The following is a 24,569-nucleotide window of genomic DNA, read 5'->3' on the forward strand; positions in this document are numbered from 1 at the left end:
TCACGCCGTCGTCATGGGCTCGCATCCGACGGTAGGACGGCTGAGCATCCCGGTCAACGCGACGCGCGGTGCGGCGACAATCGAGAGAAGTGGTTCACACCACTCGAAGGTTTGATCCGGCTGGTGAATGGGCAGCGCAGCGGGTACGCGGACACCCGAATGGCCGCTTGCGCGGCCTCGGCTCAGGTGTCCGCACCCCTAAAATCCTCCGGCGAGACCGAATCCAGGAACTCGCGGAACTTCTCCACTTCGTCTTCCTGCTCGTCCGGGATGATCAGGCCTGCCTCGGCGAGCACCGAGTCCTCCGCGTGGATCGGGACACCGATCCGCAGGGCCAGCGCGACCGAGTCGCTCGGCCTGGCCGACACCCTGATGTCGCCGTCGAAGACGAGCTCGGCGAAGAACGTGCCTTCCCGCAGGTCGGTGATCCGCACCTGCTCCAGCTCACGGCCGAGCGCCGCGATCACGTCCTTGAGCAGGTCGTGGGTCAGCGGCCGCGCGGGCCGCACGCCCTGTTGCTCGAGTGCTATCGCAGTGGCCTCGACCGAGCCGATCCAGATCGGCAGGTAGCGTTCGCCCTCGGTTTCGCGGAGCAACAAGATCGGCTGGTTGGCGGGCAATTCGACCCGCACGCCAACGACGCGCATCTCGCTCATCGGCCATCGCCTCCCTCAGCAACGCTCAACCGCGACGACCCCCTGCTGCCAAGAGGATCGCGCATCGTCAACAATGACGCTACCCGCCATCCGGGCCCCACGCTCGACTTCCCAGGCTTGCATATCGATCACGATGTGACCGCGTCCACCTCGTATGATGGCCTGTTCTAGCCGCCTGTCACCCGCCGCAACCCCATCTTCACCAAAAGTGTGTGCAGCGCAACAGAAAGCGACGCCAGCTCGCGCAACGCCTGGTCAGCCCGGTCCCGGGCGCGCGTGTCGCGTTGCCGGTACAACGGTGTCACGATCTGCTCAAGAAGGCCGACTTCCCGGTCGGCCGCCGCGCGGTACGCCCGCAGGTGCCGCGGCTCGATGCCGAACCTCGCCATCGCCCTGACCACCATGCCCAGTTCGGCGTCCACCGGGTCGTACGTCCCGTCGTCACCCGGTTTGACCAGCCCGAACTCTTCCAGCTCGGTGAGCGTCGCCGGAGTGAGACCGGTCGCCGCCAGCAACTCGTCCCTGGTCAGCGAGCGCGGCCCGTCGTCGGCGGGCTGGGGCCGGTGACCGGACACACCACGCGGACCGGGGCTTTCACCCCGGTCCGCGGCGGCGAGCTGTTGCTTGATGACCTTCAGCGGCAGGTACTGGTCGCGTTGCGCGCGCAGCACGTACCTCAGTCGTTCCACGTCCGCCGCGGTGAACTGCCGGTAGCCGGACGGTGTCCGGCCCGGCAGCACCAGACCTTCCGACTCCAGGAACCGGATCTTGGAAACCGTCACGTCCGGGAACTCGGCACGCAGCTGACCCAGCACCGTGCCGATGCTCATCCCGTCAGGCAGCGGCCGTCCGGCCGACGCCGTCACTGGCCCCCTGGACCGGTGAGGAACACCAGGCGGAACTTGCCGATCTGCACCTCGTCGCCGCCGGCGAGGACGGCCTGGTCCACCGGTTCGCGGTTGACGTACGTGCCGTTCAGGCTGCCGACGTCGATCACCACGAAGTCCCCGCCCTCCCGCCGGAACTCCGCGTGCCGCCGGGAAACCGTGACATCGTCGAGGAAGATGTCGCTGTCCGGGTGCCTGCCCGCGCTCGTGGTGTCGCGGTCAAGCAGGAACCGCGATCCCGCGTTCGGACCGCGCTTGACGACGAGCAGAGCCGAACCCGCGGGCAGCGCGTCGATGCCGGCCACCTGGGGGTCGGGCTGCGGCGCGTGCTGCGCCTCGGCGTCGGCGAGGAAGTCGGCCCGGAAGACGGAGGTCCGCTCCGGAGACTGCTCCGGCGGAACGCCGGGTCCGTCGTTCGTGCTCACCTGAGCTCTCCTCCTGCTACTGGATTCGCTTGTTCCGCCAAACGTACCGTGCGGGTCGGATGGCGAATCGGCTGGTCCCCCTGACGCACCACGGCGCCTGCGGAACCAGCCCAAGATCCTTCTCATGCCTGACCGGTGAGTGCGCGGTAGGCGTCCGCGTCGAGCAACTCGCCGAGCTCGGCCTCGTTGGTGATCTTCAGCTCGAACATCCAGCCCTCGCCGAACGCGTCCGAGTTGATCAGCTCGGGGGTGTCGTTGAGCTCCTCGTTGACGGCGATCACCTCGCCGCCGAGCGGCGCGTAGATCTCCGACACGCTCTTGGTCGACTCCACCTCGCCGATCGAGTCCTTGGCCGACACCGTGCCGCCGACCTCCGGCAGCTGCACGAAGACCACGTCTCCCAACTGCTCCTGGGCGAAGTCGGTGATGCCGACCCGCGCGGTGTCGCCGTTCACCGCGATCCACTCGTGGTCAGGCGTGTACTTCAAGTTTTCCGGCGTGCTCACGTCCCCGTCTCCTCTTTCCGATCACCGACTGCGCTGGTTCGCGCAGAGCTTAGTGGTCACGACCACTCAGAGTGGCCGCGGTCGCCGGATCGCGGTGACCGCCTGCAAGATGTAGATCAGCCCCGACCAGACATACAGCACGACACCCCACGCGGTGAACGCGTAGGCGATCGGCCTGGCCACGTCGGCGAGTGGTGTGTCGATCTGGGCGAAGAGCAGGAACGGGAAGGCGTACAGCAGCACGAACGTGGCGCCCTTGCCGAGGTAGAGCACCTCAGGCGGGCCGTAACCGGCGCGGCGCAGCAGCGGCAGGCAGACCAGTACGGCCAGGTCACGGGCGACGAGAACGATCACGACCCACAGCGGCACGATGTCGCGCACGACGAACGCGATCATCGCGGCGAGCGTGTACAGCCGGTCGGCGAGCGGGTCGAGCATGGCGCCGAACTTGCTCATCTGGTCGAGCCAGCGGGCCACCTTGCCGTCCAGCCAGTCGGTGATCCCGCTGACGACGAACACGACGATCGCCCAGCCGTCCTCCTGCGGCCCGAGCAGCAGCCAGAGGAAAAGGGGCACCCCGGCCAGCCGCAGCACGCTCAGCGCGTTCGGCACCGTCCACACCTGATTGCCGCCCTCAGCCACCCTGCCACCCTCCGAACACGAAAAACCCCTGGTCAGCCCTCGTGAGTGGTTACGCCGGTGCTCACCGGCTTTCACTCACGAGGATTGACCAGGGGAAACTCTAGTGTGCGGCTCAGCTGGCGCGGGTCAGGGTCCAGCCCCTGCGCTCGATCTCGGCGTTGGTGAGCTCCATCGGGCGGCCGCGGTCGTCGCAGCCGACCCAGCGAGCCCGGGAAAGGCCGGTCTCGAGGACGTACGCGTGGCCCCGGCTCCATACGACGCTGCACGGCACCGTCGGCAACCTGTGCTTGGCCTTGGCCTTGGGCTTGGATTCGATTTCGGGTTCCGCCACACCAGTGTCAGTCATGTCCCCCACCTCCATATGGGGTGTCGGCTGACGGAGCCGCTCCGTTAGCCACATAACGATGATGCGTCACGGATTACGTTGCCCTTGACATTTCACGCGTGTATGGCGCCGATCGGCGCGTCCAGGGCGCCGATCGGTCGAAGATCGTTATCCGGCACGATCGGACGGGAGTCGTCAGCCGCCGGTCACCGAGCGCCCAGCGGTCGCCCCGTCATCAGCCCGGCTGACATCCACCAGGTCAGCGGGGATCGTTCCGGCTTCCGACGCGGTGGCCGCGAGCTCCTCGCCGACGCTCTCCGGTGCGTGCCCGGTGCCGCTGCCCGCGAGCCACGACGCGACGGCGGCGACCAGGCAGGCGACGATGGCGAACCAGAAGGCGACGTGCAGGCCGTCGGCGAACGGATCGGTGATCAGGCTCGGGAAGAAGCTCCGGCCGGTCAGGAACCCCGCCTGGTCGGCGGGTAGCTGGCCGAGCGTGGGCCCGAGCAGCTGCTGGACGGGGTTGTAGCCGAGGAACGCGGCGAACAGCACGGCGACGGCGGGCAACTGCGCGATCTGGCCCGCTTCGGACGCGGGCACGCCGTGCGCGGTCAGGCCCGTGGTCAGCGCGCCGGGCAGGCTCGTGGACAGACCGGCGATGATCAGGCTGAAGAAGATGCCGATCGACAGGACCATGGCGGCGTTCTGGAACGTGGCGGTCATCCCGGCGCCGACGCCACGCGCGTTGCCCGGCAGGCTGCTCATCACGGCGGCCCGGTTGGGTGACGAGAACATGCCCATTCCGATGCCGTTGACGACCAGGATCGCGGCGAAGACGGTGTAGTCGAAGTCGACCGGCAGGACGGTGAGCGCGAAGAACGTGGCCGCTGTGATGATCATCCCACCCGTGGCGAGGCCGCGAGCGCCGATCCGGTCGGACAGAACGCCCGAAAGCGGCGCGGCGACGAGGAAGCCGATGGTCATCGGCACCATGTAGATGCCTGCCCAGAGCGGGGTCTGCTCGAACGAGTAGCCGTGCTGCGGCAGCCAGATCCCCTGCAGCCAGATGATCAGGATGAACTGCAGGCCGCCGCGGCCGAGCGAGGCCATCAGGTTGGCGATGTTGCCCCACGTGAAGGTCTTGATCCGGAAGAGCCCGAGGTTGAACAGCGGATTCGCCGACCTGCGCTCGATGGCGACGAACCACGCCAACACGAGCACACCGCCGATGAGCGCGCCGAGCACCCACGGGTTCGTCCACCCCATGGAGTGACCGCCGTAGGGCTGGATGCCGTACGTGATCGCGACGAGGACGGCGATGAGGCCGACGGCGAAGGTGATGTTGCCGCCCCAGTCCATCTTGGCCGCCTGGCGCACGCCGGTGTCGTGCAGCTTGAGGTACGCCCACACCGTGCCGACCAGGCCGAACGGGACGGAGACGAGGAAGACCCAGTGCCAGTGGATCGGCGCGAGGACACCGCCGATGATCAGGCCGAGGAAGCTGCCCGCGATGGCCGCGATGCCGTTGATGCCGAGCGCGAGACCGCGCTGGTTGGCCGGGAAGGCGTCGGTGAGGATGGCGCTGGAGTTGGCCATCAGGAACGCGCCGCCGATGCCCTGCACGATCCGCCACGCGATGAGCCACAGCGCGGCGGCGTCACCGCTCATCCACGTGACGGCGAGCATGATCGACGAGATCGTGAAGATGAGGAAGCCGAGGTTGTACATCCTGGCCCGGCCGTACATGTCCCCCAGGCGCCCGAAGGTGACCACGAGGACAGCCGTCACCACCAGGAAGCCCATCATCAACCAGAGCAGATAACTGGTGTTGCCCGCGTCCAACGGGTTGATCCCGATGCCCTTGAAGATGTCCGGCAACGCGATCAGCACGATCGACGAGTTGATCGTCGCGATGAGCAGGCCGAGAGTGGTGTTGGACAGCGCGATCCACTTGTAGCGCGGCCCCAGCTCACTCAACGACATCTGCCCGGCACCCCGCCTGGCCACAGCTTCCTCCCTCACCGCACGTTCGCTTACTTAGTAACGCTAACCAATATGGTTGCATTCAGCAACTATGTAGCGGTGTGAGGTAGGAGTCAGTGATCGCCGGGTTCGGCGCGTGCTCGGGATCCTGGGTCTCGGTGGGCTTGTTGACCTCAGGTCTGGTTGAGGTTGCAGGCTTTCGCCATGCGGGTCGAGATCTTCGCGGACGTTATCTGTCCTTGGTGCTACATCGGCAAACGTCGTCTCAGTGCGGCCATCGGCGACCACGCCGAGGTGGTGTGGCGCAGCTTCCAGCTCGATCCCGGGGCGTCGACGGTCCCCGGTGACACGGCGGACGTGCTGATGGCCCAGTGGTGGGCTGACCGGGCGGCGCAACGGGTCGCGCAGATCAAGGCGGTCGGGGCGGGCGACGGCCTCGAACTCAACCTGCACACCGCGCGTCCGGTCAACACCTTCGACGCACACCGCGTGCTGCACCTTGCCGCAGAGCACGGCCTCCAGGACCAGACGTGGGAACGGCTGCTGCGTGGTTTCCACACCGACGGCGAGAACATCGCCGACCGGGACACGCTTGTGCGGCTCGCGGGTCTGCCCGAAGACGAAGTGCACGACGTGCTCAACGGGGATGCTTACGCCCGCGCGGTTGAAGCCGATCAGCAGCGGGCCGTCGAACTGGGGGTGAACGGCGTGCCGTCGCTGGTTGTCGGCGACGGCACGCCGTTCTCCGGGGTTCTGCCCGTCGATGAGCTGCGGCGGCTGCTGCTCAGCCTTTGAGGTCCTCGTCGGTGAACTCGCCGGGGACCTCCGCCACGGGGTCCCCGGAGTTGTCACCGTGCAGGTCGTTCTCCCTGCCGCGCAGTTCCACCCGGCGGATCTTGCCGGAGATCGTCTTGGGCAGGTCGGCGAACTCCAGGCGACGGATCCGCTTGTACGGCGCCAGGTGTTCGCGGGCGAACGCCAGGATGTCGCGGGCGGTCTCCGCTGACGGCGAGAACCCCGCCGCCAGCACCACGTACGCCTTCGGTACCGCCAGCCGCAACGGATCCGGTGACGGCACCACCGCCGCCTCGGCGACCGCTGGGTGCTCGATCAGGACGCTCTCCAGCTCGAACGGGGAGATCTTGTAGTCCGACGCTTTGAACACGTCGTCCGCACGGCCGACGTAGGTGATGTAGCCGTCCGCGTCGCGGGCTCCTACGTCTCCTGTGTGGTAGTAGCCGTCACGCATGACTTCCGCCGTGCGTTCCTCGTCGTCGGCGTAGCCCGTCATCAGGCCCACCGGGCGGGGGTCGAGCTTCAGGCAGATCTCGCCCTCGTCGGCTTCCTCTCCCGACACCGGGTCGACGAGGGCGACCTCGAACCCGGGCAGTGCCCGGCCCATCGCGCCCGGTTTGACCTCCTGCCCCGGGGTGTTGGCCACCTGGACGCTGGTCTCGGTCTGGCCGAAGCCGTCCCGGATCGTCACCCCCCACGCCCGCCTGACCTGCTCGATCACCTCCGGGTTGAGCGGCTCGCCCGCGCCGACCACCTTCGTCGGCGGGGTGCGCAGTTGCGTCAGGTCGGCCTGGATCAGCATTCGCCAGACCGTCGGCGGCGCGCAGAAGGACGTCACGCCACAGCGGTCCATCTGTGCCATCAAGGCGGTCGCGTCGAAGCGCGTGTAGTTGTAGATGAACACGCACGCACCCGCGTTCCACGGTGCGAACACGTTGCTCCACGCGTGTTTCGCCCATCCCGGCGACGAGATGTTCATGTGCACGTCGCCGGGTTCGAGGCCGATCCAGTACATCGTGGACAGGTGACCGATCGGGTAGCTGGCGTGCGTGTGCCGCACCAGCTTCGGTTTCGCGGTCGTGCCGGAGGTGAAGTACAGCAACAACGTGTCCGACGCCGCCGTCGGGCTGTCGGGTTCGAACGTGTCCGCGCCTTGTGCCGAGGCGTACGGCAGCCAGCCGTCGACCGGCTCGCCTACCGCGATGCGCGTGTAGTCACCAGGCACCTTGTCGAACTTGTCCGCGTCGTCCGAGCGGGCCACCACGTGCTTGACCTGGCCGCGTTCCACCCTGTCGCGCAGGTCCTCCGCGCCGAGCAGAGTGGACGCCGGGATGATCACCGCGCCCAGCTTCATCGCAGCGAGGATCGTCTCCCACAGCTCACCCTGGTTGCCCAGCATCAGGATCAGCCGGTCGCCGCGCCGCACGCCGACCGACCGCAGCCAGTTGGCGATCAGGGTGGACCGGGCCGACAGCTCGCCGAACGTCCACTTCCGCTCCGAGCCGTCCTCCTCGACGATCCACAGGCCCAGCTGGTCGGCGGGCAGCGCGTCGAACCAGTCCAGTGCCCAGTTGAACCACTCGGGCTCGGGCCATCGGAACTCCCGGTACGCGGTGCCGTAGTCGTCCCGGTGGGCCAGCAGGAAGTCACGCGCAGTCGAGAAGGTCACGGCGGCGATTATTCACCGGAGAACTCCGGATCGCGACGTTCGACGAACGCCTGCACGGCCTCACCCAGGTCCTTGCTCGGCAGGAACGCCGCGTTCCACGTCGAGACGTACCGCAGCCCGTCGGCGACGCGGGGCGCCCTGTGGTGGTCGAGCACGTCCTTGGTGCCCTGCACGACCAGAGGCGGGTTCTTCGCGATCCCGGCGGCCAGCTCGCGCGCGGCGGCCAGCAGCGCGTCCTGGTCGGCGTACACGTCGTTGACCAGGCCGATCTTCTCGGCACGGGCCGCGTCGACGTCCTTGCCGGTGTACGCCAGCTCGCGCAGGTGGCCCTCGCCGATGATGCCGCTGAGCCGCTGCAGGCTGCCGATGTCCGCCACGATGGCGACCTTCACCTCGCGCACGCTGAACTTCGCGTCCGCCGAGGCCAGCCGGATGTCGGCGGCCGAGATCAGGTCGACGCCGCCGCCGATGCACCAGCCGGACACCGCGGCGATCACCGGCTTGCGGCAGTCCGCGACCGCCGTGACCGAGTCCTGCATGGTCCGGACCTTGTCGAGGAACGCCGTGCGCGGTCCGGCGAGTGCGGTGCCGCCGAGCATCTCGCCCCAGTCGCCCATCATCGCGGGCAGGTCGAGGCCGTAGGAGAAGTGCTTGCCGCTGCCGGTGAGCACGACCGCGCGAACCTCGGGGTCCGCGTCCAGCTCGCGGAACACGATCGGCAGCTCACGCCAGAAGTCCGGGCCCATCGCGTTGCCCTTGCCCGGTCCGAGCATCGTCACCTCGGTGACGTGTCCGGACTGCTTCACCTGGAGCGATACGAGGTTGTCAGCCATGCCCCCATCATTGCCTACCGACCGGTAACACCGCGAATACCCCATTCGGAGTGGTGATTCCCCACGCACCGGATCCGGAAATCACCACTTTGGGTACATGTCACCGACATGCCCGGATCGCCCAGTCGTGTCCGATCACTGCGTGAGACCGTGAGTTCACCACTACCCGCGTACGTCCAGACGAGAGGAGCGGCACGACATGACCCCACCGCGTCCGATGTCCACGCCGATCTTCGACGAGCTATTGCGCGAGTTCACCAGCCGGATGGACGAGCTGCGGGCCACCCAGCCCGAGGAGACCGAACCCGCGGCAGCGGCCCAGGGCGCGCCAGCCGCGCAGGCCCCGCACCGCCACAGAGCCGAGTGACCGGTCACTCGCGGGCGAAGCGGTCGGTGGCGGCCACGATCGCCGAGCTCATGCTGCCGCCCCTGTGACCGGTGTCCTCGAGCACCACGAGCTCGCTCCCCGGCCAGGCCCGGTGCAACGCCCAGGCTGTGCCGAGTGGACCGCTGACGTCGTAGCGCCCGTGGATCAACACGGCGGGAATCCCGTGCAGCCGCTCGACGTCACGCAGCAGCTGTCCGTCTTCCAGGAAGCAGCCGTTGGACCAATAGTGGGTCACGAGGCGGGCGAAAGCCAGCTGGAACGCCGGGTCGGCGACCGACAGGGAAGGTTCGGCGTCGGGGGCCAGCGACATGTGCGTGTCCTCCCACTCGCACCACATGTGCGCGGCCTTCGCACGGACCTCGGGGTCGGGATCGTGGAGCAGGCGGCTGTAGGCGGCCGACAGGTCGCCGTCGCGTTCGGCGGCGGGGACGCCGTCGCGGAACTTTTCCCATTCGCGCGGGAAAACACGGCCCATGTCCCGGGTGATCCAGTCGGTCTCGCTACGGTCGCCGCTGGTCACGGCCGCGAGTACCAGTTCGGTCACCCGCTGCGGGTATGCCTGCGCGTAGGCGAGAGCGAGAGTGACGCCCCACGAGCCACCCCACACCAACCAACGCTCGATTCCCAGGTGGACCCGCAACGCCTCGATGTCCGCGATGAGGTGCTGGGTGGTGTTCGCCGACAGGTCGACGACCGGGTCGGTCGCGGAAGGTGTGCTCCGCCCGGCGTTGCGCTGGTCGAACTGGACCACGCGGTAGCGGTCGGGGTCGAACAGGCCGCGTGTTCTCGGCGAGCTCCCCGACCCGGGACCGCCGTGCAGCGCGACAGCCGGCTTGCCGTCGGGGTTGCCCGACACCTCCCAGTACAGCGAATGACCGTCGCCGACCTCCACCATGCCCGACTCGTGTGGCTCACTCGATGCGCTCGTCATACCGGGCATGATCGCGTAGTCGGGCAGTTCGATAGGGTCGTTTCCCGCCACGGCGCATCACGAATGGGTGACAAGGCGTAACCGCCTGCGCCGACTGGCCGATGGTCGGATGTCGCCGATGGGGAGTCGCCGCCATGACCGAAGATCAGGACCCGACGTGGGAGGAAGTCCGGTTCGCCGTCGTGCTCAACGGCGGTGTCAGCCTCGCGGTCTGGATGGGCGGCGTGGTGCTGGAACTGGACCGGCTCACGCGCACCGCGGGCGGCTACGCGGACCTGCTGAGACTGGTCGGCGCCACCGCGCGGGCCGACGTGATCAGCGGGACGTCCGCGGGCGGCATCAACGGTGCCGCCCTGGCGCTCGCGCAGGTCAACCCGGGCGCGGACCTCAACAGCCTGCGGGAGCTGTGGGCTGAGCAGGGGCGGATGGACCTGTTGCTGCGCACGCCGTTCAAGGGTTCACCGGTGTCGCTGCTCAAGGGCGACGAGTTCTTCCTGCCCCGCCTCGATGACGCGATGCGCAGGCTGACCACGCGCTACGAGCCGCGTGACGTCCAGGCCCGGCCGATGGACCTGCGGATCACCACGACCCTGTTGCAGGGCGTCACGAAGACCACGACGGACGCGCTCGGCCAACGCCTCACCCAGACCATCCACCAGGGCAGCTTCCGGTTCCGGCGCGACGACGAACTGGACCACTTCTCCGACGACGGCCGCCTGCCCGGCGACCTGACGCACCAGCTCGCGCTGGCGGCGCGCTCGTCGGCGTCGTTCCCGGTCGCGTTCGAGCCGTCCTACATCCCGCTGGACGAGGGCTCACCGATGCGCGACGTCGCGTCGTGGGACCGTTCGCAGTACGTGGTCGACGGCGGCGCGTTGGTGAACACGCCGACCCGTGAGGCGCTGGAGGCCATCGACCAGATGCCCGCGGAGGGACCGACCCGGCGGGTGATGCTGCTGGTGTTCCCGCACGCGGCCGCGGCCGGGCCGGAGAAGCCGCCGCAGGCCCGGTCCGAGCAGCCCAGCGTGGTCGGCGCGGTCCGGTCGATCATGCGGGCGCAGTCCAGCCAGAGCAACCGGACGTTCGTCGACGAGATCGAGAAGTACAACCGCGGCGCGGGCGCCAGGCGCGGCGGCCGGAACGCACTGCTGACCCGTCTGTCCACATCAGATGGACCGGTCGCCGGGCAGCTGTACTCGCTCGTCAGCACGCTGCACCCGCACTACCGCGACATCCGGCTGCGGCGGGCGGCGTGGAAGCTGGCCGAGCGCCAGATGGTCGCCCGTGCCAGTACTGGTGACCCGAGCGGCGAGGCGTGGTCGTTCGAGCGGATCAAGGACGCGGTCGAGGTCGCGCACCGCAAGTGGTTGAAGGACAACGGCTCGCTGCCGTACGTGCCGTCGGCCGAGCCGCCGGTGAGCATCAGGGAGCTCGGCGAATCGGGGTGGCCGTGGGACATCACGACCGGCGAGCGGATCGCGGCGTCCGCTTTGGACATGCTCAAGCGCCTGGTCTGGGTGATGCCGAAGGACTCCGCGATCGGCGAGATCCACGCGGCACGGGCCACCGTGCACGCCACCCGCGCGAAGCTGCGGCGGATGCGCGTGGCGATGCACAAGGCGTGGGAGGACGAGCCGGTCGAGTCACCGGACGGCGAGTGCTGGGCGAACCGGCTCGTCGCGTACAACACGCGGATGACCGGCGAGGAAGGCACGGCGGTCCGGCAGTTGGTGCTGCGCGTCGCGGAGGCGTTCGGCACCGGTGTCCAGATCCTCGCCTCGGACGACACGCTGGTCGTGCGTGACCCCGATCTGGTGGCGTGGCGGGACTTCGCGCGGTTGTCGGACGACGACCAGGACGCGTCACTGCCGCCGGGCTACCGGTGGTTGTCGCGGTTGCTCGCCTTGGAGATCGCGACCACCTGCCTGGCCGACGACTCCGACGCGCCGGAGGAGCAGCAGGTCGAACTGGCGCAGATCAGCCTGCAGACGGCGAACTCGTTCGCCCGGCTGAGCCTGACGCCCGACGACAAGGCCGGTGGCTACTCGTTGTCGCGGTTCTCCGGGTTCCTGAAACGGTCGTGGCGCGCGAACGACTGGATCTGGGGCCGGATGGACGCGGCGAGCATGCTCTGCCGGGTGATGCTGGACCCCGCGCGGATCCGGCGGGCGGCGGACCTGTCCGGCCAACTGGGCTCGGCGGACGCGGCCACGATCGTCGACGACCTGGTCAAGCGCCTGTTCGGGGGAACACCGACGGACCAACGGATCCAGCAGTGCCGTGACGAAGCTGTCGCCGAGCTCGCGCACGCGCTGAACGCCGAAGCGGGGTCCGCCCTGCCCGCCACGTGTACGTCGCTCGCCGACCTCGTGGCGTGGGCGTTGCACATCCAGATCATCATCGAGGAACTGCCGGAGCTGCGGCGGGCGATCGCCGCGGACGGCGTCGACGGCGCGAACGTCCGCTCGCACGGCGAGCGGTTCGTCAAGCAGTACGCGGGTTTGCTCGACGAGCTCGAACGGCGGCCGGCGGGACAGCCGTTGACCCCGGACGCGGTCGACATGGGGATCCGGGCGCTTGACGCGTTCGACCGCGCCGGAATCGGCCGTGAGCCACTGGGCGACGAGGCCGCCAGCGACCAGATGATCCGTACGGTGGCCACCGCGGCGGCGACCGCCGTGACGCTCGCCGACAGCCCGCAGCTCGGGGTGAAGGCCGCCCGTCCGGTGACGCGCTCGCTGCGCGGGCTGGTGCTGTTGCCGTACTGGGCGATCTTCGGGCTGACCAAGGGCGGCAAGCTGGCCAGGTTCCTCGGCCAGTTCGGCCTTGCCGCGGGTGGCCTGCTGCTGGTGCTGGCGATGTTCGGCGCGCTGCCGGAATGGGCGGAGGCACCGGCGGCGTCCTTCGGCGGCGGGGCGATCCTGGCGGCGTTCGGGTACAGCGCTGTGCGCACCAGCAGTCTGTTGCACGGTCTTGTCCTGCTCTCCCCCGTCGTTCCCCTGGTGGCGTACGGCCTGTCGGAAACGCAGTCGGCGCAGACACGCCACGGGCTCACGGGGTTGATCGGTTTCGTCGCTGTCGTCGCGGCGTTGTTGTTGCTCGGCAGCCTGCCGGGCACGAGCCTGACGCCGATGGGCAGCGCGGGCAAGCTGATCACGGGCTTCCCGGTGTGGCTGAAGTCCGGCGGCTGGGTGGGGCCGCTGGTGGCACTGGGTGTGGTCGGCGTCGGCGCGTTGATCTGGCTCAGCGGGATCTTCGGTGTCCTGGACGAGAACGCGGCGCTCGTGCTGATCGTGACGGCAGCGATGGTGGCGGTGGCGGCGGTGTTGAGCTACTTCGGCGGGCGTGGTCTGCGGTTGTGGCACCGGCACCCGGAGAAGGGCTGGACGGACCCCGCCACCCGTGACCCGTCGGCAGCGGCGGCGGGGTGGGCCGTGGTGTACGGGGCCATGTACGTGCTGTTCGCCATCGCCTTGTCCTTCACCGCGCCGGGAACTCCGTTCGCCGCGCCCTGGTGGTCGGCGGCGCCGTGGTGGGCGAGAGCGGGAATGGCCACGGCGATCACGTTCGCCACGCTGCTGTTGCTCGTCGTGCCGTGGTACGTGCCGTGGCGGGCCCGCGCGGCCTTGTACAAGAAGCTCTACGACGAGGCACTGCCCACGCTCTACACCGAGACGTCGATCCGGGAGATCACCGATCGCCTCTGCTCCCGCATCGAGGCGCACGGCGTGATCTGCCGTGGCCTGGCCCGCAAACCGGACACCGACGACACGTTCCTGCTGACCCCGGCTGGCAACCGCCTCGCCACCCGGATCCAGCGGAAGCTGAGGACGGCGGAAAGCAAGAACTGATCGATCCCCGGCAATCCCGCGCATGTCGCTGTGGCCGTGACCGCCCGTAGTTTCGGATGGTGCAGAACTACGATGTGACCGCGACCTCGACGGCGTCCCCGGCGGTGGTCTGGCGCCTGCTCCTCGACGCGCGGACGTGGCCCGTCTGGTCCGCCGTGGACGAACTCGTCGTCGAACGCTCCAGCGGGCTCGACCCGAACGGCCGGGACCCCGTCGGCGCGGTCCGTGCGTTCCGCACCGGGAAAACCGTGACCGGCGAGCGGTTGACCGGGCTCGTCGAGGAGAAGCGGATGACGTACGAGGACGCGTTCAACAAGGCCATCCGCGACTACGACGCGACCATCGAGCTCACCCCGACCGCCGACGGCGGCACGATCATCCGCTGGCACGGCACCTACGGGACCCGCTGGGGAATGGGCTTGGTGATGCGCGGCGTCATGGGCCGCGTCATGCAGCAGATGGTGGACGGCCTCGCTTCGCACGCCGCTACCTGGTCCAAGGCCTGAGTTTCTCGGGGTTGCGCACGCCCCAGATGTGCCGGATGCGGCCGTCGACGATGTCGAACGCCGCCACCAAGACGGTCTCGCCGTTCCACTGGCCGATCAGGCCCGGCTGACCGTTGACCAGGCGTTCCAGCACCTTCAGGTCCGGCACGCCGTTGGCGATGTCGATGAGGCCCTGCGCGATCCGCTCGCTGCCCTCGATCGGGTGCGGCGCGGCCGAGACCAGGCCGCCGCCGTCGCCGATCGCCGTGGCGTTCGGGTCGAGCAGGCCGACGAGGGCCTCGATGTCCTTGGCTTCCCATGCCAGCTTGAAGGCGCGCACGACCTCCGCGTGCTCGGCTGAGGGAGTCGGGGCGCTCTGGGCGGCACGGACACGGCGACGGGCCGAGGAGGCCAGCTGCCGGCAGGCTGTCGGTGCGCGGCCCACGATCTCGGCCACTTCGGCGAACGGGTACCGGAAGACGTCGTGCAGGACGAACGCGACGCGCTCGGCCGGCGTCATCGAGTCGAGCACCACCAGGAACGCCATGGTGATGGACTCGTCGAGTGTGACGCGGTCGGCTGGGTCGTCGGGCGTGTCCGTGTGCTCCGGCAGCGGTTCCGGCAGCCACTCGCCCACGTAACGCTCCCGCCGGGCGCGGGCCGAGCGGAGCTGGTCGAGGCAGATGCGGCTGGCGACCGTGGTCAGCCAGGCACCGGGCGTGTCGATCGTTCGCTGCTCGTCCGGCGGCATGGCGTACCAGCGGGCGTAGGTCTCCTGCACGACGTCCTCCGCGTCGGTGAGGGAACCGAGGAGCCGGTAGGAGAGGTTGATCAGCTGTCGCCGCTCGCTCATGATCTCTTCCAAGCCAGTCACCTCCCTATGACGAGACAGCGCCCCGAAATGTGAGCCTCACATTTCACGGGGCCGCGTCGTCGGACTACCGCAAGCACATCCGACATGGAGGAGACAATCACATGACCGCGACAACCGAGCAGGACACCGTCCAGTCGAGGCTGCCCGACCCCGCCCAGTTCTACCCGGACTTGACCGCGACGGCGGCGGCGATCAACAAGACCGTCCGCAACGGAGTGATCCCGGCGAGCACCATCACGCTCGTGCAGTTGCGGGCCGGGCAGATCGTCGGCAGCACGTACCACGTCATGTTCCAGACCAAGCTCATGCGCACCGCTGGGGAGTCGGAGGAACGCATCGCCACGGTGGTGTCATGGCGGGACTCGCCCTACTTCACCGAGCCGGAGCGGGCCGCGCTGGAGCTCGTCGAGGCCGTCCTCGTCGGGAACCCCCTCGGCGAGCGGGTACCCGACGAGGTGTACGCCAAGGCTTCGGCGCACTACGACGACAAGGAGCTCTGGGCGCTGACCATGGCGATCTCGCAGATCTGCTTCTTCATCCCGATCGGCCTGATCGCCCGGCCCATCCCCGGCAAGCCGCTGGGGCAGAACTACAGCTCCTGACAAGCGGGAAGCCGCCTTGGGTGCGGGGATGCCCAAGGCGGCTTCCTCTCGTCGAACGCGTCAGAACCTGAGGTTGGCCAGGTAGTCGAAGCCGGTCTTGGCCGTCACGAGCGCGTCGGTCGGCTCGTCGTGCTCGACGATGAACTGGTCGATGCCCTCGTGCCAGGTGCGGCGGAAGATGGTCCCGAAGTCGATCACGCCCTTGCCGGGGTCGACCATCTTGCCGTCCTTGGTGCGGTCCTTCACGTGGTAGTGCAGGACCCGGCCGTAGTTCTCGTAGACGAGCCAGACCGGGTCGGCACCGGCGTGCACGGCCCAGAACAGGTCGATCTGCAGGTGCACGTTGCGGTGGGTCGTGCCCTTGGTGATCAGGTCCCAGGGGCGCTGGCCCTCCACCTTGCGGAACTCGTGGTCGTGGTTGTGGTAGCCGAGGGTGAACCCGGCTTCCCGGATGGTCTTGCCCGCCGCTTCCAGGCGCGTGGCGAAGGATTTCCACTCGGCCGCGGTCCCGTGGTTCTCGTACGGGTGCACCAGTTTCTGGTTGCCCAACGTCTTCGCGTCGGCGATCAGCTTGTTGAGGTCGTCACCGATGTTGATGTGCGACGACGGCGCCTGGATGTGGTATTTGTCCAACAGCTTGCGGAACTCCGCCGCGCTGCGGCCGTACGTTCCCGCCAGTTCCACGCGCTGGTAGCCGATGTCGGCCAGCGCGGAGAGCGTGCCCTCCAGGTCCTTCTGCATGTTCGAGCGCAGGGTGTAGAGCTGGATGCTGATCTTGTCGCGGGGAATCCGCAGTTTGGGACGTGACGACGCCGCTGCCGCCGTCCCCGGCAACGCCACGGCTGCGACACCCGCCGCGACACCTGCTGCGGCGGCGCCGCGCAGCATGGACCTACGGGACAGTTCCATGGTGATCCCTTCAGGACTTCTTCGAGCTGAACGCCGCGTCGAAGGCCGCCGCGGGCGGGTCGAAAACCAGGTTCCGGACGAACTTCACCGCTTCCTCCGCGCCACGCAGCCGGTCCATGCCCGCGTCCTCCCACTCCACGGAGATCGGACCGGAGTAGGAGATCGCGTTCAGCGCGCGGAAGCACTCCTCCCACGGCACGTCGCCGTGCCCGGTCGACACGAAGTCCCAGCCGCGCCGGGGATCTGCCCACGCCAGGTGCGAGCCCATCCGGCCGTTGCGGCCGTCGAAGCGCTTCTTGGTGTCCTTGCAGTCCACGTGGTAGATCCGGTCGGCGAAGTCGAGGATGAAGCCGACCGGGTCGAGGTCCTGCCAGACGAAGTGCGACGGGTCCCAGTTCAGCCCGAACGCGGGCCGGTTGTCCACCGCGTCCAGGGTTCTGCGCGTCGTCCAGTAGTCGTAGGCGATCTCCGACGGGTGCACCTCGTGCGCGAACCGCACGCCTTCTTCGTCGAACACGTCCAGGATCGGGTTCCAGCGGTCGGCGAAGTCCTGGTAGCCGTCGTCGATGACGTCCTGGCCGACCGGCGGGAACATCGCCACGTACTTCCAGATCTTCGACCCGGTGAACCCGACCACCGTGTCCACACCGAGTTTGCGGGCCGCGCGGGCGGTGTCGGCCAACTCCTTGGCGGCGCGCTGGCGCACGCCTTCGGCGTCGCCGTCGCCCCAGATCCGGGCTGGCACGATGTTCTGGTGCCGGAAGTCGATCGGGTCGTCGCAGATCGCCTGGCCGACCAGGTGGTGGGAGATCGCCCAGACCTTGAGCCCGTACTGGGACAGGATCTTGTGCCGACCGGCCACGTAGTCCGGTTCGGACAGTGCGCGGTCCACTTCGAAGTGGTCGCCGGAGCAGGCGATTTCGAGGCCGTCGTATCCCCAGCTCGACGCGAGCCGGCACACCTCATCGAACGGCAGGTCCGCCCACTGCCCGGTGAACAGCGTGATCGGTCGGCTCATCACTATCCTTTCAGAACTTCGGCCATCGGCTTGATGTCTTGCAGGCCGAGCAACAACGAGTGCACGTCGACGGCGGACAGCTTGTCCCTGCCGGGATCACGGCTGTCCGAGCACAGCAGCACCGGCCCGTCCTGCGGCGAGTCGGGCAGCCTACCGTGCGATCCGCGCACGAGTTTCCCGTCCAGCGGCACGACGTTCATCGCGTACCGCAGGCCCGCTTTCTTCTTCAGCAGGTTCAGCCCGGCCTTGGCCTTCACCAGCGGGTCGGCCGGGTTGAAGAACAGCTCGGCCGGGTCGTAGCCGGGCTTGCGGTGGATCTCCACTCCCCTGGCGAAGTCCGGCGCGCGGTCGTCGTCGAGCCAGTAGTAGTAAGTGAACCACGCGTCCGGCTCGGCCACCACCACAAGATCACCGGCGCGCGGGTGGTCGAGTCGGTACCGGGCCTGTTCGACGCGGTCGAGGACCATGTCCACGCCGGGCTGCCGCTCCAGCACGTCCTTGACCCGCGCCAGATCGTCGGTGTCCTGCACGTACACGTGCGCGACCTGGTGGTCGGCCACGGCGAAGGCCCTGGACACCCACGGGTCCAGGTATTCCATACCGTCCTGTGTGTACACCTCGAGCAGGCCTTCGGCGCGCAGGGTGCGGTTGACGTCGATCGGCCTGCTGGCGTTGGTGATCCCGTACTCGCTCAACGCCACCACGGTCGCCCCGGCGGCTTTCGCGTCCTGCACCAGCGGCGCCAGCGCGGCGTCGACGTCGCGGGCCGCCTCGACCGCCTGCGGCGCGTCCGGTCCGAACCGCTGCAGGTCGTAGTCCAGGTGCGGGACGTACACCAGCAGCAGGTCCGGCTTGTGCCCGGACAGGATCCGGCGGGACGCGTCGACGATCCACTTGCTCGACGCGATCGACGCGGTCGGGCCCCAGTACTGGAACAGCGGGAAGTCGCCGAGCGCCTCGGTGAGTTCCTCGTGCAGCCGGACCGGCCGCGTGTAGCAGTCCGGCTCCTTCTTGCCGTCCGCGTAGTAGATCGGCCGGGGTGTGACGGTCAGGTCCGTCGTGGCGCCCATGGCGTACCACCAGCACACGTTCGCCGAGGTGTAGCCGGGGTTCGCCGCTCGGGCGACCTCCCACAGCTTGTCCCCGCCGACCAGTTTGTTGTGCTGGCGCCAGAGGAACACCTCGCCGAGTTCCCTGAAGTACCAGCCGTTGCCGACGATGCCGTGCTCGGCGGGCATCTTGCCGGTGAGGAACGTCGACTGCGCGCTGCACGTGACCGCGGGCAGCACCGTGCCCAGTTCCGCCTGCCAGCCGTTGTCGGCGATCCGGGAGACGTTCGGCATGTGCTTGAGCAGTCGCGGTGTCATCCCGACGATGTCGATGACGACAAGGGGCTTCATGAGACCTCCAGTGTCAGGTGGCCTTCTGCCCAGGCCAGCTCCGCTGCTATCCCGTCTACCAGGTCCTGCCGGTGCCGGTCAGGCAGAACGTTCCACGTGTAGGTCTCCACTTCCACGATCCGGTCACCGGACACGGTGTTGAGCACCTCGGTCAGCACGTCCGTCGTGGATCCCAGTGGCTCGTCGGGCTCGGCGTGCAGCGGCACGTGGAAGTGCACCCGCCACGGCCCGACCGCGGGCAGCGTCTCCAGCGCCTCGGGCAGGTCGTCGGCGGTCAGGATGGTCCCGCACGGCGCCAGCTCCCGGACCTGGTGCAGGTAGCGCGGTTCCGCGAACTCCGCCAGCTGCTCGTAGGCGGCTTTCGGGTCCTCGACGTGCAACGCCGCCGATGCCTGCACCTTGACGATCTCCAGCCCCGCGGCCTCGATCGAGCGGACGGTCTCGACCGGGTCGGCGAAGGACACCGCCAAGTGACAGGTGTCCAGGCACAGTCCGATGTACTCCGGGTCCACGCGCGGCGCCAGCCATTCGACCGTGTCCGCCACTGTGTCCAGGACGCACCCCGGCTCGGGTTCGACGGCGAGCTTGATCAAGCGCTCGGTCGACCGCAGGGTCCGGGTCAGCTCGGCGAGCGCGTCCAGCGCCGCCGTGTCGTCGGCCTCGGTCCACGGTTCGCGCCAGCCGAGCGGGAGCGTGGAGATCCCGCCGTACGCGGCGTCGCCGGGCAGCAGGCCGTTCAACACCGTGACGCAGTCCACTGTGTACTGGAGTCGCCGCCGGTCGGTCCACCGCGGCTCGTACACAGCCAGTTTCACGACATCGGCGTGGAACCCGCCGTAGGGGAACGCGTTCATGGTGATCACGTCGAGACCACGCGCGTCCAGTTCCGCACGGAACCTCCGCAGATCGGCCGGGGACGAGGCCAGTCCTGCCGCCACGTCGGCAGCCAGCCACAGACCCAGCCCGAGCCGGTCCGCGCCCAGCTTCTGCCTGACCGGGACGGCGTACGCGTCCAGTTGGCCGAGAATCCCCGGCAGGTCCTCGGCCGGGTGCACGTTCGTGCAGTAGCACAACCTGGTCACTGGCGTCCGCCTCGCAGCACCGAGTTGCCCGCGAACGTTTCCGTCGACGGGGCGAAGCCGGGCAGTTCGTCGAGCACCAGCCGTCCGCTCTGGCCGTAGAAGTCGACCGGGTTCTGCCACAGCACCTTGTCCACGTCCGCCTCGGTGAACCCCGCTTCGAGCATCTGGCGCGCGGTCTTGTACGTCTTCAACGGATCCGAGCGGCCCCAGTCGGCGGCCGAGTTCACCAGGACCTTGTCGGTGCCGTACTCCTTGAGGATCACGACCATCCGGTCCTCGTCCATCTTGGTGTCCGGGTAGATGGAGAACCCCATCCAGCAGCCGGATTCCTTGACGGTCCTGACCGTGACCTCGTTGAGGTGGTCGACCGCGACGAACTCCGGTGCGATCCCGGACTCCCTGACCACGTCCAGCGTCCGGTGTGTGCCGGCGAGCTTGTCGCGGTGCGGCGTGTGCACGAGCGCGGGCAGTTCGTGCTCAACGGCCATCGCGAGCTGCCGGGCGAAGGCGTCGTCCTCTTCCGGCGTCATCGAATCGTAGCCGACCTCGCCGACCGCGACCACGCCGTCCTTGGCGAGGTAACGCGGCAGGATGTCCAGGACCGGTGTGCAGCGCGGGTCGTTGGCTTCCTTCGGGTTCAGCGCGATGGTGCAGTGGTGGCGGATGCCGAACTGGGCCGCGCGGAACCGTTCCCAGCCGATCAGCGCGTCGAAGTAGTCCTTGAAGGACTCCACGCCGGTGCGGGGCTGGCCCAGCCAGAAAGCCGGTTCGACGATGGCGCGGACACCGGCGGCGAACATCGCCTCGTAGTCGTCGGTGGTGCGTGAGGTCATGTGGATGTGCGGGTCGAAGATGCGCATCAGCTGTTCTCCAAGAGACGTACGGCGTCGGCAGGGACTTCACGGCCGGCCGCTCTGCGCTCGTCGGCGTAGTCGGCGATCATGCGGAGCAGTTCCGCGTCGGTCCGGCGTTCCACGGCCGCGACCGCGGCCAGCGGGACGCCGACGAACAGGCACTTGAGCACGCCGTGCCGCCATGAGTGCTGGTCGAGGTGCTCACCGGCGAACGGCCCGAGCGCGGCCGCGACCAGCCGGATGTCGTTGGTTCGCAACGCGTCCTGGACGAGCTCCAGCCCGGCCTTGACCGCAGGCGCGGGCAGCGATGTCAGTCCACGCAGGACGCCACGGCGTTCCGCGTCGTCGCCGTAGCGGTAGAGCTCGGTGACTTCCCCGACGAGCTCGTCCGGCGGCAGCACGTCCGCGAGTGCGGCGAGCAAACGTATGCGCGCCAGATCGTCCACGGTTCCGTGGATCAGGCCCTGCGGGTCGTTTTCCGGCCGCATGGCCGAACGACCGACCTTCCGGCCGACCGCCGGGAAAAGCGACCGGATGGCGGCCGGTTCGGACCGGACCCGCCGTTCGGCGTCGACCAACCAGGGATGATCCACTTCATCCACCCACTCCGAGTCCGTGACCGGCATGGCGGCCTCCAGCGCGGCGATCGCCCGGCGCGCGACGTCGGGCGCGGCGTGGCTGTGCCGCGGCAGTTCCACGGCCGCCACGCCGGTGTAGCCGACTTCGGCGAGCGCGGCCAGGGTGCCGGGCAGATCGAGCTCGCCCTCGCCGAACTCGAGGTGTTCGTGCACACCCGGCCGCATGTCGTCGAGCTGCACGTTCACCAGCAGCCCGGCGGCTCGCCGCACGCAGTCGGCCGCGTTCTCCGGTTCGACCGCGACGCAGTGCCCGACATCGAGGGTGATGCCCAACAGCTCCGGGTTGCCCAGCTCGTCCCGCAGCGCCAACGCCTGCGTCAGGTGCTGGACGTACATCCCCGGTTCGGGTTCCAGCCCGATCCGCACCCCCCTGCGGTCGGCTTCCTCGAGCACTCTCGCGACGCCGCCGAGCATCCGCTGGTGCGCCGTCGCGTCATCCACATCGGACGGCTTGATGCCAGACCAGAACGACACGCAGTCCGCGCCGAGGCCGTCGGCGATCCGGATCGCCCGGTGCAGGAAGTCGATCCGCACGTCGATGTGGTCGGACACCAGCGTCGGGTGGTGTTTGCGGGCCGGGTCGAGCAGGTAGCGGGCACCGGTCTCGACCACGCACCGCAGGCCGAGCACCGACAGCAGCGCGGCCACCCGGTCGGTCTCCTTGGCCACGTCCGCGGCGAACGGGTCAAGGTGGTGGTGGTCCAGCGTCAGCGCCACCGAGGTGTACCCGAGCTCCGCGATCATCCGCAGCGCGTCGTCCAGGCGGTGGTTGGCGAACCCGTTGGTGCCGTAGCCGAGGTGGAAGCTCATGTCGGGCTCACCTTCCCGGCCAGCTTGCGCGCCAACGGCAACGCGGCCGACAGCACACCGGCTCCGAGCAGCGACCCGCGCCGGGCGGCCAGCGCCGCCTGCAACGGGACCATGCCGTGGATACCGGCCATGGTGGCTTTCCGCACGGTCGGCCCGGACGGGTCCCTGGTCGCCGCGAGCTGGGCGGACCCGACGTTGGCCGCGTACATCCCGCCGAAGGCCAGTGCCCCCAGCCGGTGCCGCCACGACGTGGACTTGCCCACCACAGCGGCGGTCGTGGCCACGGCTGTTCCGGTCAACGCCGCCTTGGCAACGATGTCAGAAGCGCCGTGGACTTCCCCGCGCGACAACGCGGTGAGCCCCAGCGTATGCCCCGCCACGACCGTGGCCGCGGGCAGCGCCGAGCGGGAACCACCGGCACCGAGCATCACGTCCAGCCCCCGGCACAACGCCATCCCGGCCGGACCAGCCACAGTGGACTTCAGAACCAGGTCGTACGCCCACACGGCCGCGGCGAGGGGCACTGCGGCCTTCAGCGAGCGGCCGTACGCCGCCAGCGCGAGACCGGCGGCGGTCAACCCACCGGCCACAGCCAGCGCTTGGTTGGGTGTGATCCGGCCGGACGGGATCGGCCGCTCGGGCCGCTCGACCGCGTCAAGCGACCGATCGGACCAATCGTTGAGCGCCATTCCGGACCAGTAGAACGCGACCGACGCCAACGGCAACGCCAGACGCCTGCCGCGCAACGGGTTCCCCGCCGCGGCCGCCCCCGCGAGCGTGTCCCCCAGCACCGATAACGCCGCCGGTGCCCGCACCAGCTCCACGTACGCGTTCGTCACAGGTCAGCCGCCCATTCGTTGAGCATCCGGGTCTGTTCGGCGAACCGGTGCTCGTCGGTGCCCAGGGGGTCCTTGAAGAAGAACGCGAGCGCGGCCAGTGCGCCGCTCTGACCGTCCGCGTGGGCGGCGGCCACGAGCCGGGCCAGGTCGAGCACGAGCGGGGCCGCCAGCGCCGAGTCGTAGCCGTCCCAGGTGAACTGGAGGCTCATCTTGGCGCCGAGGAAGCCTTCGAAGGACACGTAGTCCCACGCGATCTTGCGTTCGGCCAGGTCCGGCACGTTGTCGATGTGCAGCGGCGCGGTGACGTCGCCGATCAGCCGGGCCAGGCCGCGCGCCTTGGACTCCAGTTTGCCCCTGGCCTGCTCGGGATCGGCCAGGTTGGCGCCGTCACCGCCGCCGAGCAGGTTCGTGCCCGCCCATGACCGGACGTCCAGCGCACGCGCGACGAACATCGGCGCGAGCACTGTGCGCAACAGGGTCTCCCCCGTCTTGCCGTCCGCGCCCGCGTACGGCAGGCCCTGGCGGCGGGCCAGTTCCACCAACGCGGGCATCTTGATTCCCGGGGACGGGGTAAAGTCGACGTACGGGCTGCTGGACGTCAGCGCCGCGTACGCGCCGAGCGAGCTCGGCGGCAGAACCGTCCGTTGTGGATCGTTCAGTGCCTGGACGAGCAGGTCCAGGTCGTCGTGCTCCGGCAACGCGGGCACGGGCGGCTCGGTCGAGGTCACGTTGACCACGACCACCCGGTCCAGCGAGTGCCGGGCACGGAAGTCCGCGATGTCCGCGACCAGCCGGGCGGCCGCCTCCGCCTGCGAGCCGGTGTGCGACACCGGGTGGTACCCGCTCCGCAGTTCGGTGTCCACCGCACGCAGCCCGTCGGCCACGGCGGTGAACACCGAATGGGGGATGAGGCCGGACTCGGCGAGCTGTTCGGCCCGTTTGTCCAGCGGTATCGAAACGATGTCGTGACCGCCGACGATGATCTCGTCCCAGGTCGGTAACACCGTGTGATCCATGTCGAGCCGCTCGGTGACACACCCGACCGGCCTGACCAGCCCGGCCCGCAAAGCGAGCAGACCGGTGATCGCGGTGGTCGCGACGGAGCCGCGTGCCCCCATCAGCCATAGTCCGCATCGTTGCCGCATTGGCCTCAACCTCATTCCCGCG

24 protein-coding genes are annotated in these 24,569 nt (G+C 68.8%); 5 read left to right on the forward strand and 19 right to left on the reverse strand.

The features are described 5' to 3' along the window. Nucleotides 1-182: 182 nt before the first annotated feature. From ALI144C_RS08895 to ALI144C_RS08925, 7 genes are all read right to left on the reverse strand, one after another. Nucleotides 183-656 (reverse strand): bifunctional nuclease family protein, encoded by a 474-nt coding sequence (locus ALI144C_RS08895; protein ID WP_037260078.1) that lies wholly within the window; start codon nt 654-656, stop codon nt 183-185. Between the two features lie 167 nt (nt 657-823). Further along, on the reverse strand, nt 824-1,486 hold the full coding sequence (ftsR, locus tag ALI144C_RS08900) for a transcriptional regulator FtsR (RefSeq protein ID WP_076986663.1): 663 nt from the start codon (nt 1,484-1,486) through the stop codon (nt 824-826). Nucleotides 1,487-1,518: 32 nt separating this feature from the next. Next, complete coding sequence (garA, locus tag ALI144C_RS08905; protein ID WP_076986539.1) at nt 1,519-1,968, reverse strand: glycogen accumulation regulator GarA; 450 nt, start codon at nt 1,966-1,968, stop codon at nt 1,519-1,521. 122 nt (nt 1,969-2,090) lie between these two features. After that, a complete protein-coding gene (gene gcvH, locus ALI144C_RS08910; protein ID WP_076986540.1) occupies nt 2,091-2,474 on the reverse strand; it encodes a glycine cleavage system protein GcvH in 384 nt (127 codons plus the stop codon). 66 nt (nt 2,475-2,540) lie between these two features. Further along, a complete protein-coding gene (locus ALI144C_RS08915) occupies nt 2,541-3,116 on the reverse strand; it encodes a CDP-alcohol phosphatidyltransferase family protein (protein WP_076986541.1) in 576 nt (191 codons plus the stop codon). Between the two features lie 112 nt (nt 3,117-3,228). Next, nucleotides 3,229-3,462, reverse strand: a complete 234-nt coding sequence (locus ALI144C_RS08920; protein ID WP_237774053.1) for a hypothetical protein — start codon at nt 3,460-3,462, stop codon at nt 3,229-3,231. Nucleotides 3,463-3,636: 174 nt separating this feature from the next. After that, nucleotides 3,637-5,424, reverse strand: a complete 1,788-nt coding sequence (locus ALI144C_RS08925) for an MFS transporter (protein WP_076986543.1) — start codon at nt 5,422-5,424, stop codon at nt 3,637-3,639. A gap of 204 nt (nt 5,425-5,628) precedes the next feature. Between ALI144C_RS08925 and ALI144C_RS08930 the strand changes: the two genes are divergently transcribed. Next, on the forward strand, nt 5,629-6,219 hold the full coding sequence (locus ALI144C_RS08930) for a DsbA family oxidoreductase (RefSeq protein WP_076986544.1): 591 nt from the start codon (nt 5,629-5,631) through the stop codon (nt 6,217-6,219). Here ALI144C_RS08930 and ALI144C_RS08935 read toward each other — a convergent pair. Further along, entirely contained in the window at nt 6,209-7,888 is a 1,680-nt protein-coding gene (locus ALI144C_RS08935; protein ID WP_237774054.1) for an AMP-binding protein, read from the reverse strand. The two genes, ALI144C_RS08930 and ALI144C_RS08935, sit on opposite strands and share 11 nt — an antisense overlap. 8 nt (nt 7,889-7,896) lie before the next feature. Continuing rightward, the gene (locus ALI144C_RS08940) at nt 7,897-8,721 is read right to left on the reverse strand and encodes a crotonase/enoyl-CoA hydratase family protein (protein ID WP_076986546.1); all 825 of its coding nucleotides are present in this window, start codon (nt 8,719-8,721) and stop codon (nt 7,897-7,899) included. A gap of 199 nt (nt 8,722-8,920) precedes the next feature. On the opposite strand from ALI144C_RS08940, the gene ALI144C_RS55375 reads away from it, so the two are divergent. Continuing rightward, on the forward strand, nt 8,921-9,088 hold the full coding sequence (locus tag ALI144C_RS55375; protein WP_168211209.1) for a hypothetical protein: 168 nt from the start codon (nt 8,921-8,923) through the stop codon (nt 9,086-9,088). Between the two features lie 4 nt (nt 9,089-9,092). Here ALI144C_RS55375 and pip read toward each other — a convergent pair whose 3' ends face one another. Then, nucleotides 9,093-10,040: a prolyl aminopeptidase gene (gene pip / locus ALI144C_RS08945; protein ID WP_083752874.1), complete on the reverse strand. Its 948-nt coding sequence runs from the start codon at nt 10,038-10,040 to the stop codon at nt 9,093-9,095. Nucleotides 10,041-10,174: 134 nt separating this feature from the next. Between pip and ALI144C_RS08950 the strand changes: the two genes are divergently transcribed. Together ALI144C_RS08950 and ALI144C_RS08955 are read left to right on the forward strand one after the other, a co-directional pair. Further along, entirely contained in the window at nt 10,175-13,891 is a 3,717-nt protein-coding gene (locus tag ALI144C_RS08950; RefSeq protein WP_076986547.1) for a patatin-like protein, read from the forward strand. Between the two features lie 59 nt (nt 13,892-13,950). Next, nucleotides 13,951-14,397, forward strand: coding sequence for an SRPBCC family protein (locus tag ALI144C_RS08955; protein ID WP_143230520.1), 447 nt, complete (start codon nt 13,951-13,953; stop codon nt 14,395-14,397). On the opposite strand, the gene sigJ is transcribed toward ALI144C_RS08955, so the two are convergent. Next, complete coding sequence (gene sigJ, locus ALI144C_RS08960; RefSeq protein WP_076986549.1) at nt 14,378-15,229, reverse strand: RNA polymerase sigma factor SigJ; 852 nt, start codon at nt 15,227-15,229, stop codon at nt 14,378-14,380. The genes ALI144C_RS08955 and sigJ overlap by 20 nt on opposite strands. A gap of 122 nt (nt 15,230-15,351) precedes the next feature. On the opposite strand from sigJ, the gene ALI144C_RS08965 reads away from it, so the two are divergent. Next, nucleotides 15,352-15,852, forward strand: a complete 501-nt coding sequence (locus ALI144C_RS08965) for a carboxymuconolactone decarboxylase family protein (RefSeq protein WP_076986550.1) — start codon at nt 15,352-15,354, stop codon at nt 15,850-15,852. 60 nt (nt 15,853-15,912) lie between these two features. Here the strand turns inward: ALI144C_RS08965 and ALI144C_RS08970 are convergent, their stop codons facing one another. From ALI144C_RS08970 to ALI144C_RS09005, 8 genes are read right to left on the reverse strand one after another with little or no spacing between them, the layout of a single operon-like run. Further along, the gene (locus ALI144C_RS08970; protein WP_076986551.1) at nt 15,913-16,761 is read right to left on the reverse strand and encodes a sugar phosphate isomerase/epimerase family protein; all 849 of its coding nucleotides are present in this window, start codon (nt 16,759-16,761) and stop codon (nt 15,913-15,915) included. A gap of 10 nt (nt 16,762-16,771) precedes the next feature. Beyond that, nucleotides 16,772-17,779 (reverse strand): sugar phosphate isomerase/epimerase family protein, encoded by a 1,008-nt coding sequence (locus tag ALI144C_RS08975; RefSeq protein WP_076986552.1) that lies wholly within the window; start codon nt 17,777-17,779, stop codon nt 16,772-16,774. A gap of 2 nt (nt 17,780-17,781) precedes the next feature. Then, complete coding sequence (locus ALI144C_RS08980; protein ID WP_076986553.1) at nt 17,782-19,179, reverse strand: alkaline phosphatase family protein; 1,398 nt, start codon at nt 19,177-19,179, stop codon at nt 17,782-17,784. Continuing rightward, nucleotides 19,176-20,261: a metabolite traffic protein EboE gene (gene eboE, locus ALI144C_RS08985; RefSeq protein WP_083752861.1), complete on the reverse strand. Its 1,086-nt coding sequence runs from the start codon at nt 20,259-20,261 to the stop codon at nt 19,176-19,178. Before eboE ends, ALI144C_RS08980 begins: the two co-directional genes overlap by 4 nt. Beyond that, nucleotides 20,258-21,121 carry a TatD family hydrolase gene (locus ALI144C_RS08990; RefSeq protein WP_076986554.1) on the reverse strand — a complete coding sequence of 288 codons (864 nt, stop codon included), beginning with the start codon at nt 21,119-21,121 and terminating at the stop codon, nt 20,258-20,260. Before ALI144C_RS08990 ends, eboE begins: the two co-directional genes overlap by 4 nt. Continuing rightward, the gene (locus ALI144C_RS08995) at nt 21,121-22,563 is read right to left on the reverse strand and encodes an EboA domain-containing protein (RefSeq protein WP_076986555.1); all 1,443 of its coding nucleotides are present in this window, start codon (nt 22,561-22,563) and stop codon (nt 21,121-21,123) included. Before ALI144C_RS08995 ends, ALI144C_RS08990 begins: the two co-directional genes overlap by 1 nt. Continuing rightward, nucleotides 22,560-23,402, reverse strand: a complete 843-nt coding sequence (locus ALI144C_RS09000) for an SCO3242 family prenyltransferase (RefSeq protein ID WP_076986556.1) — start codon at nt 23,400-23,402, stop codon at nt 22,560-22,562. The genes ALI144C_RS08995 and ALI144C_RS09000 overlap by 4 nt, the downstream gene beginning before the upstream one ends. Then, a complete protein-coding gene (locus tag ALI144C_RS09005; protein ID WP_237774055.1) occupies nt 23,399-24,520 on the reverse strand; it encodes an inositol-3-phosphate synthase in 1,122 nt (373 codons plus the stop codon). The genes ALI144C_RS09000 and ALI144C_RS09005 overlap by 4 nt, the downstream gene beginning before the upstream one ends. Nucleotides 24,521-24,569: the final 49 nt, after the last annotated feature.

This window comes from Actinosynnema sp. ALI-1.44 (genome assembly GCF_001984155.1).
Taxonomy (GTDB): Bacteria; Actinomycetota; Actinomycetes; order Mycobacteriales; family Pseudonocardiaceae; genus Kibdelosporangium.

What these genes read in the sequence shown, in the direction of transcription:
- ALI144C_RS08895 (WP_037260078.1), bottom strand. Translation starts at nt 656, where the DNA reads ATGAGCGAGATGCGCGTCGTTGGCGTGCGGGTCGAATTGCCCGCCAAC.
- ftsR (WP_076986663.1), bottom strand. Translation starts at nt 1,486, where the DNA reads ATGAGCATCGGCACGGTGCTGGGTCAGCTGCGTGCCGAGTTCCCGGAC.
- ALI144C_RS08920 (WP_237774053.1), bottom strand. Translation starts at nt 3,462, where the DNA reads ATGACTGACACTGGTGTGGCGGAACCCGAAATCGAATCCAAGCCCAAG.
- ALI144C_RS08925 (WP_076986543.1), bottom strand. Translation starts at nt 5,424, where the DNA reads ATGTCGTTGAGTGAGCTGGGGCCGCGCTACAAGTGGATCGCGCTGTCC.
- ALI144C_RS08930 (WP_076986544.1), top strand. Translation starts at nt 5,629, where the DNA reads ATGCGGGTCGAGATCTTCGCGGACGTTATCTGTCCTTGGTGCTACATC.
- ALI144C_RS08940 (WP_076986546.1), bottom strand. Translation starts at nt 8,721, where the DNA reads ATGGCTGACAACCTCGTATCGCTCCAGGTGAAGCAGTCCGGACACGTC.
- ALI144C_RS55375 (WP_168211209.1), top strand. Translation starts at nt 8,921, where the DNA reads ATGACCCCACCGCGTCCGATGTCCACGCCGATCTTCGACGAGCTATTG.
- pip (WP_083752874.1), bottom strand. Translation starts at nt 10,040, where the DNA reads ATGACGAGCGCATCGAGTGAGCCACACGAGTCGGGCATGGTGGAGGTC.
- ALI144C_RS08950 (WP_076986547.1), top strand. Translation starts at nt 10,175, where the DNA reads ATGACCGAAGATCAGGACCCGACGTGGGAGGAAGTCCGGTTCGCCGTC.
- sigJ (WP_076986549.1), bottom strand. Translation starts at nt 15,229, where the DNA reads ATGAGCGAGCGGCGACAGCTGATCAACCTCTCCTACCGGCTCCTCGGT.
- ALI144C_RS08965 (WP_076986550.1), top strand. Translation starts at nt 15,352, where the DNA reads ATGACCGCGACAACCGAGCAGGACACCGTCCAGTCGAGGCTGCCCGAC.
- ALI144C_RS08970 (WP_076986551.1), bottom strand. Translation starts at nt 16,761, where the DNA reads ATGGAACTGTCCCGTAGGTCCATGCTGCGCGGCGCCGCCGCAGCAGGT.
- ALI144C_RS08975 (WP_076986552.1), bottom strand. Translation starts at nt 17,779, where the DNA reads ATGAGCCGACCGATCACGCTGTTCACCGGGCAGTGGGCGGACCTGCCG.
- ALI144C_RS08980 (WP_076986553.1), bottom strand. Translation starts at nt 19,179, where the DNA reads ATGAAGCCCCTTGTCGTCATCGACATCGTCGGGATGACACCGCGACTG.
- ALI144C_RS08990 (WP_076986554.1), bottom strand. Translation starts at nt 21,121, where the DNA reads ATGCGCATCTTCGACCCGCACATCCACATGACCTCACGCACCACCGAC.
- ALI144C_RS08995 (WP_076986555.1), bottom strand. Translation starts at nt 22,563, where the DNA reads ATGAGCTTCCACCTCGGCTACGGCACCAACGGGTTCGCCAACCACCGC.
- ALI144C_RS09005 (WP_237774055.1), bottom strand. Translation starts at nt 24,520, where the DNA reads ATGGGGGCACGCGGCTCCGTCGCGACCACCGCGATCACCGGTCTGCTC.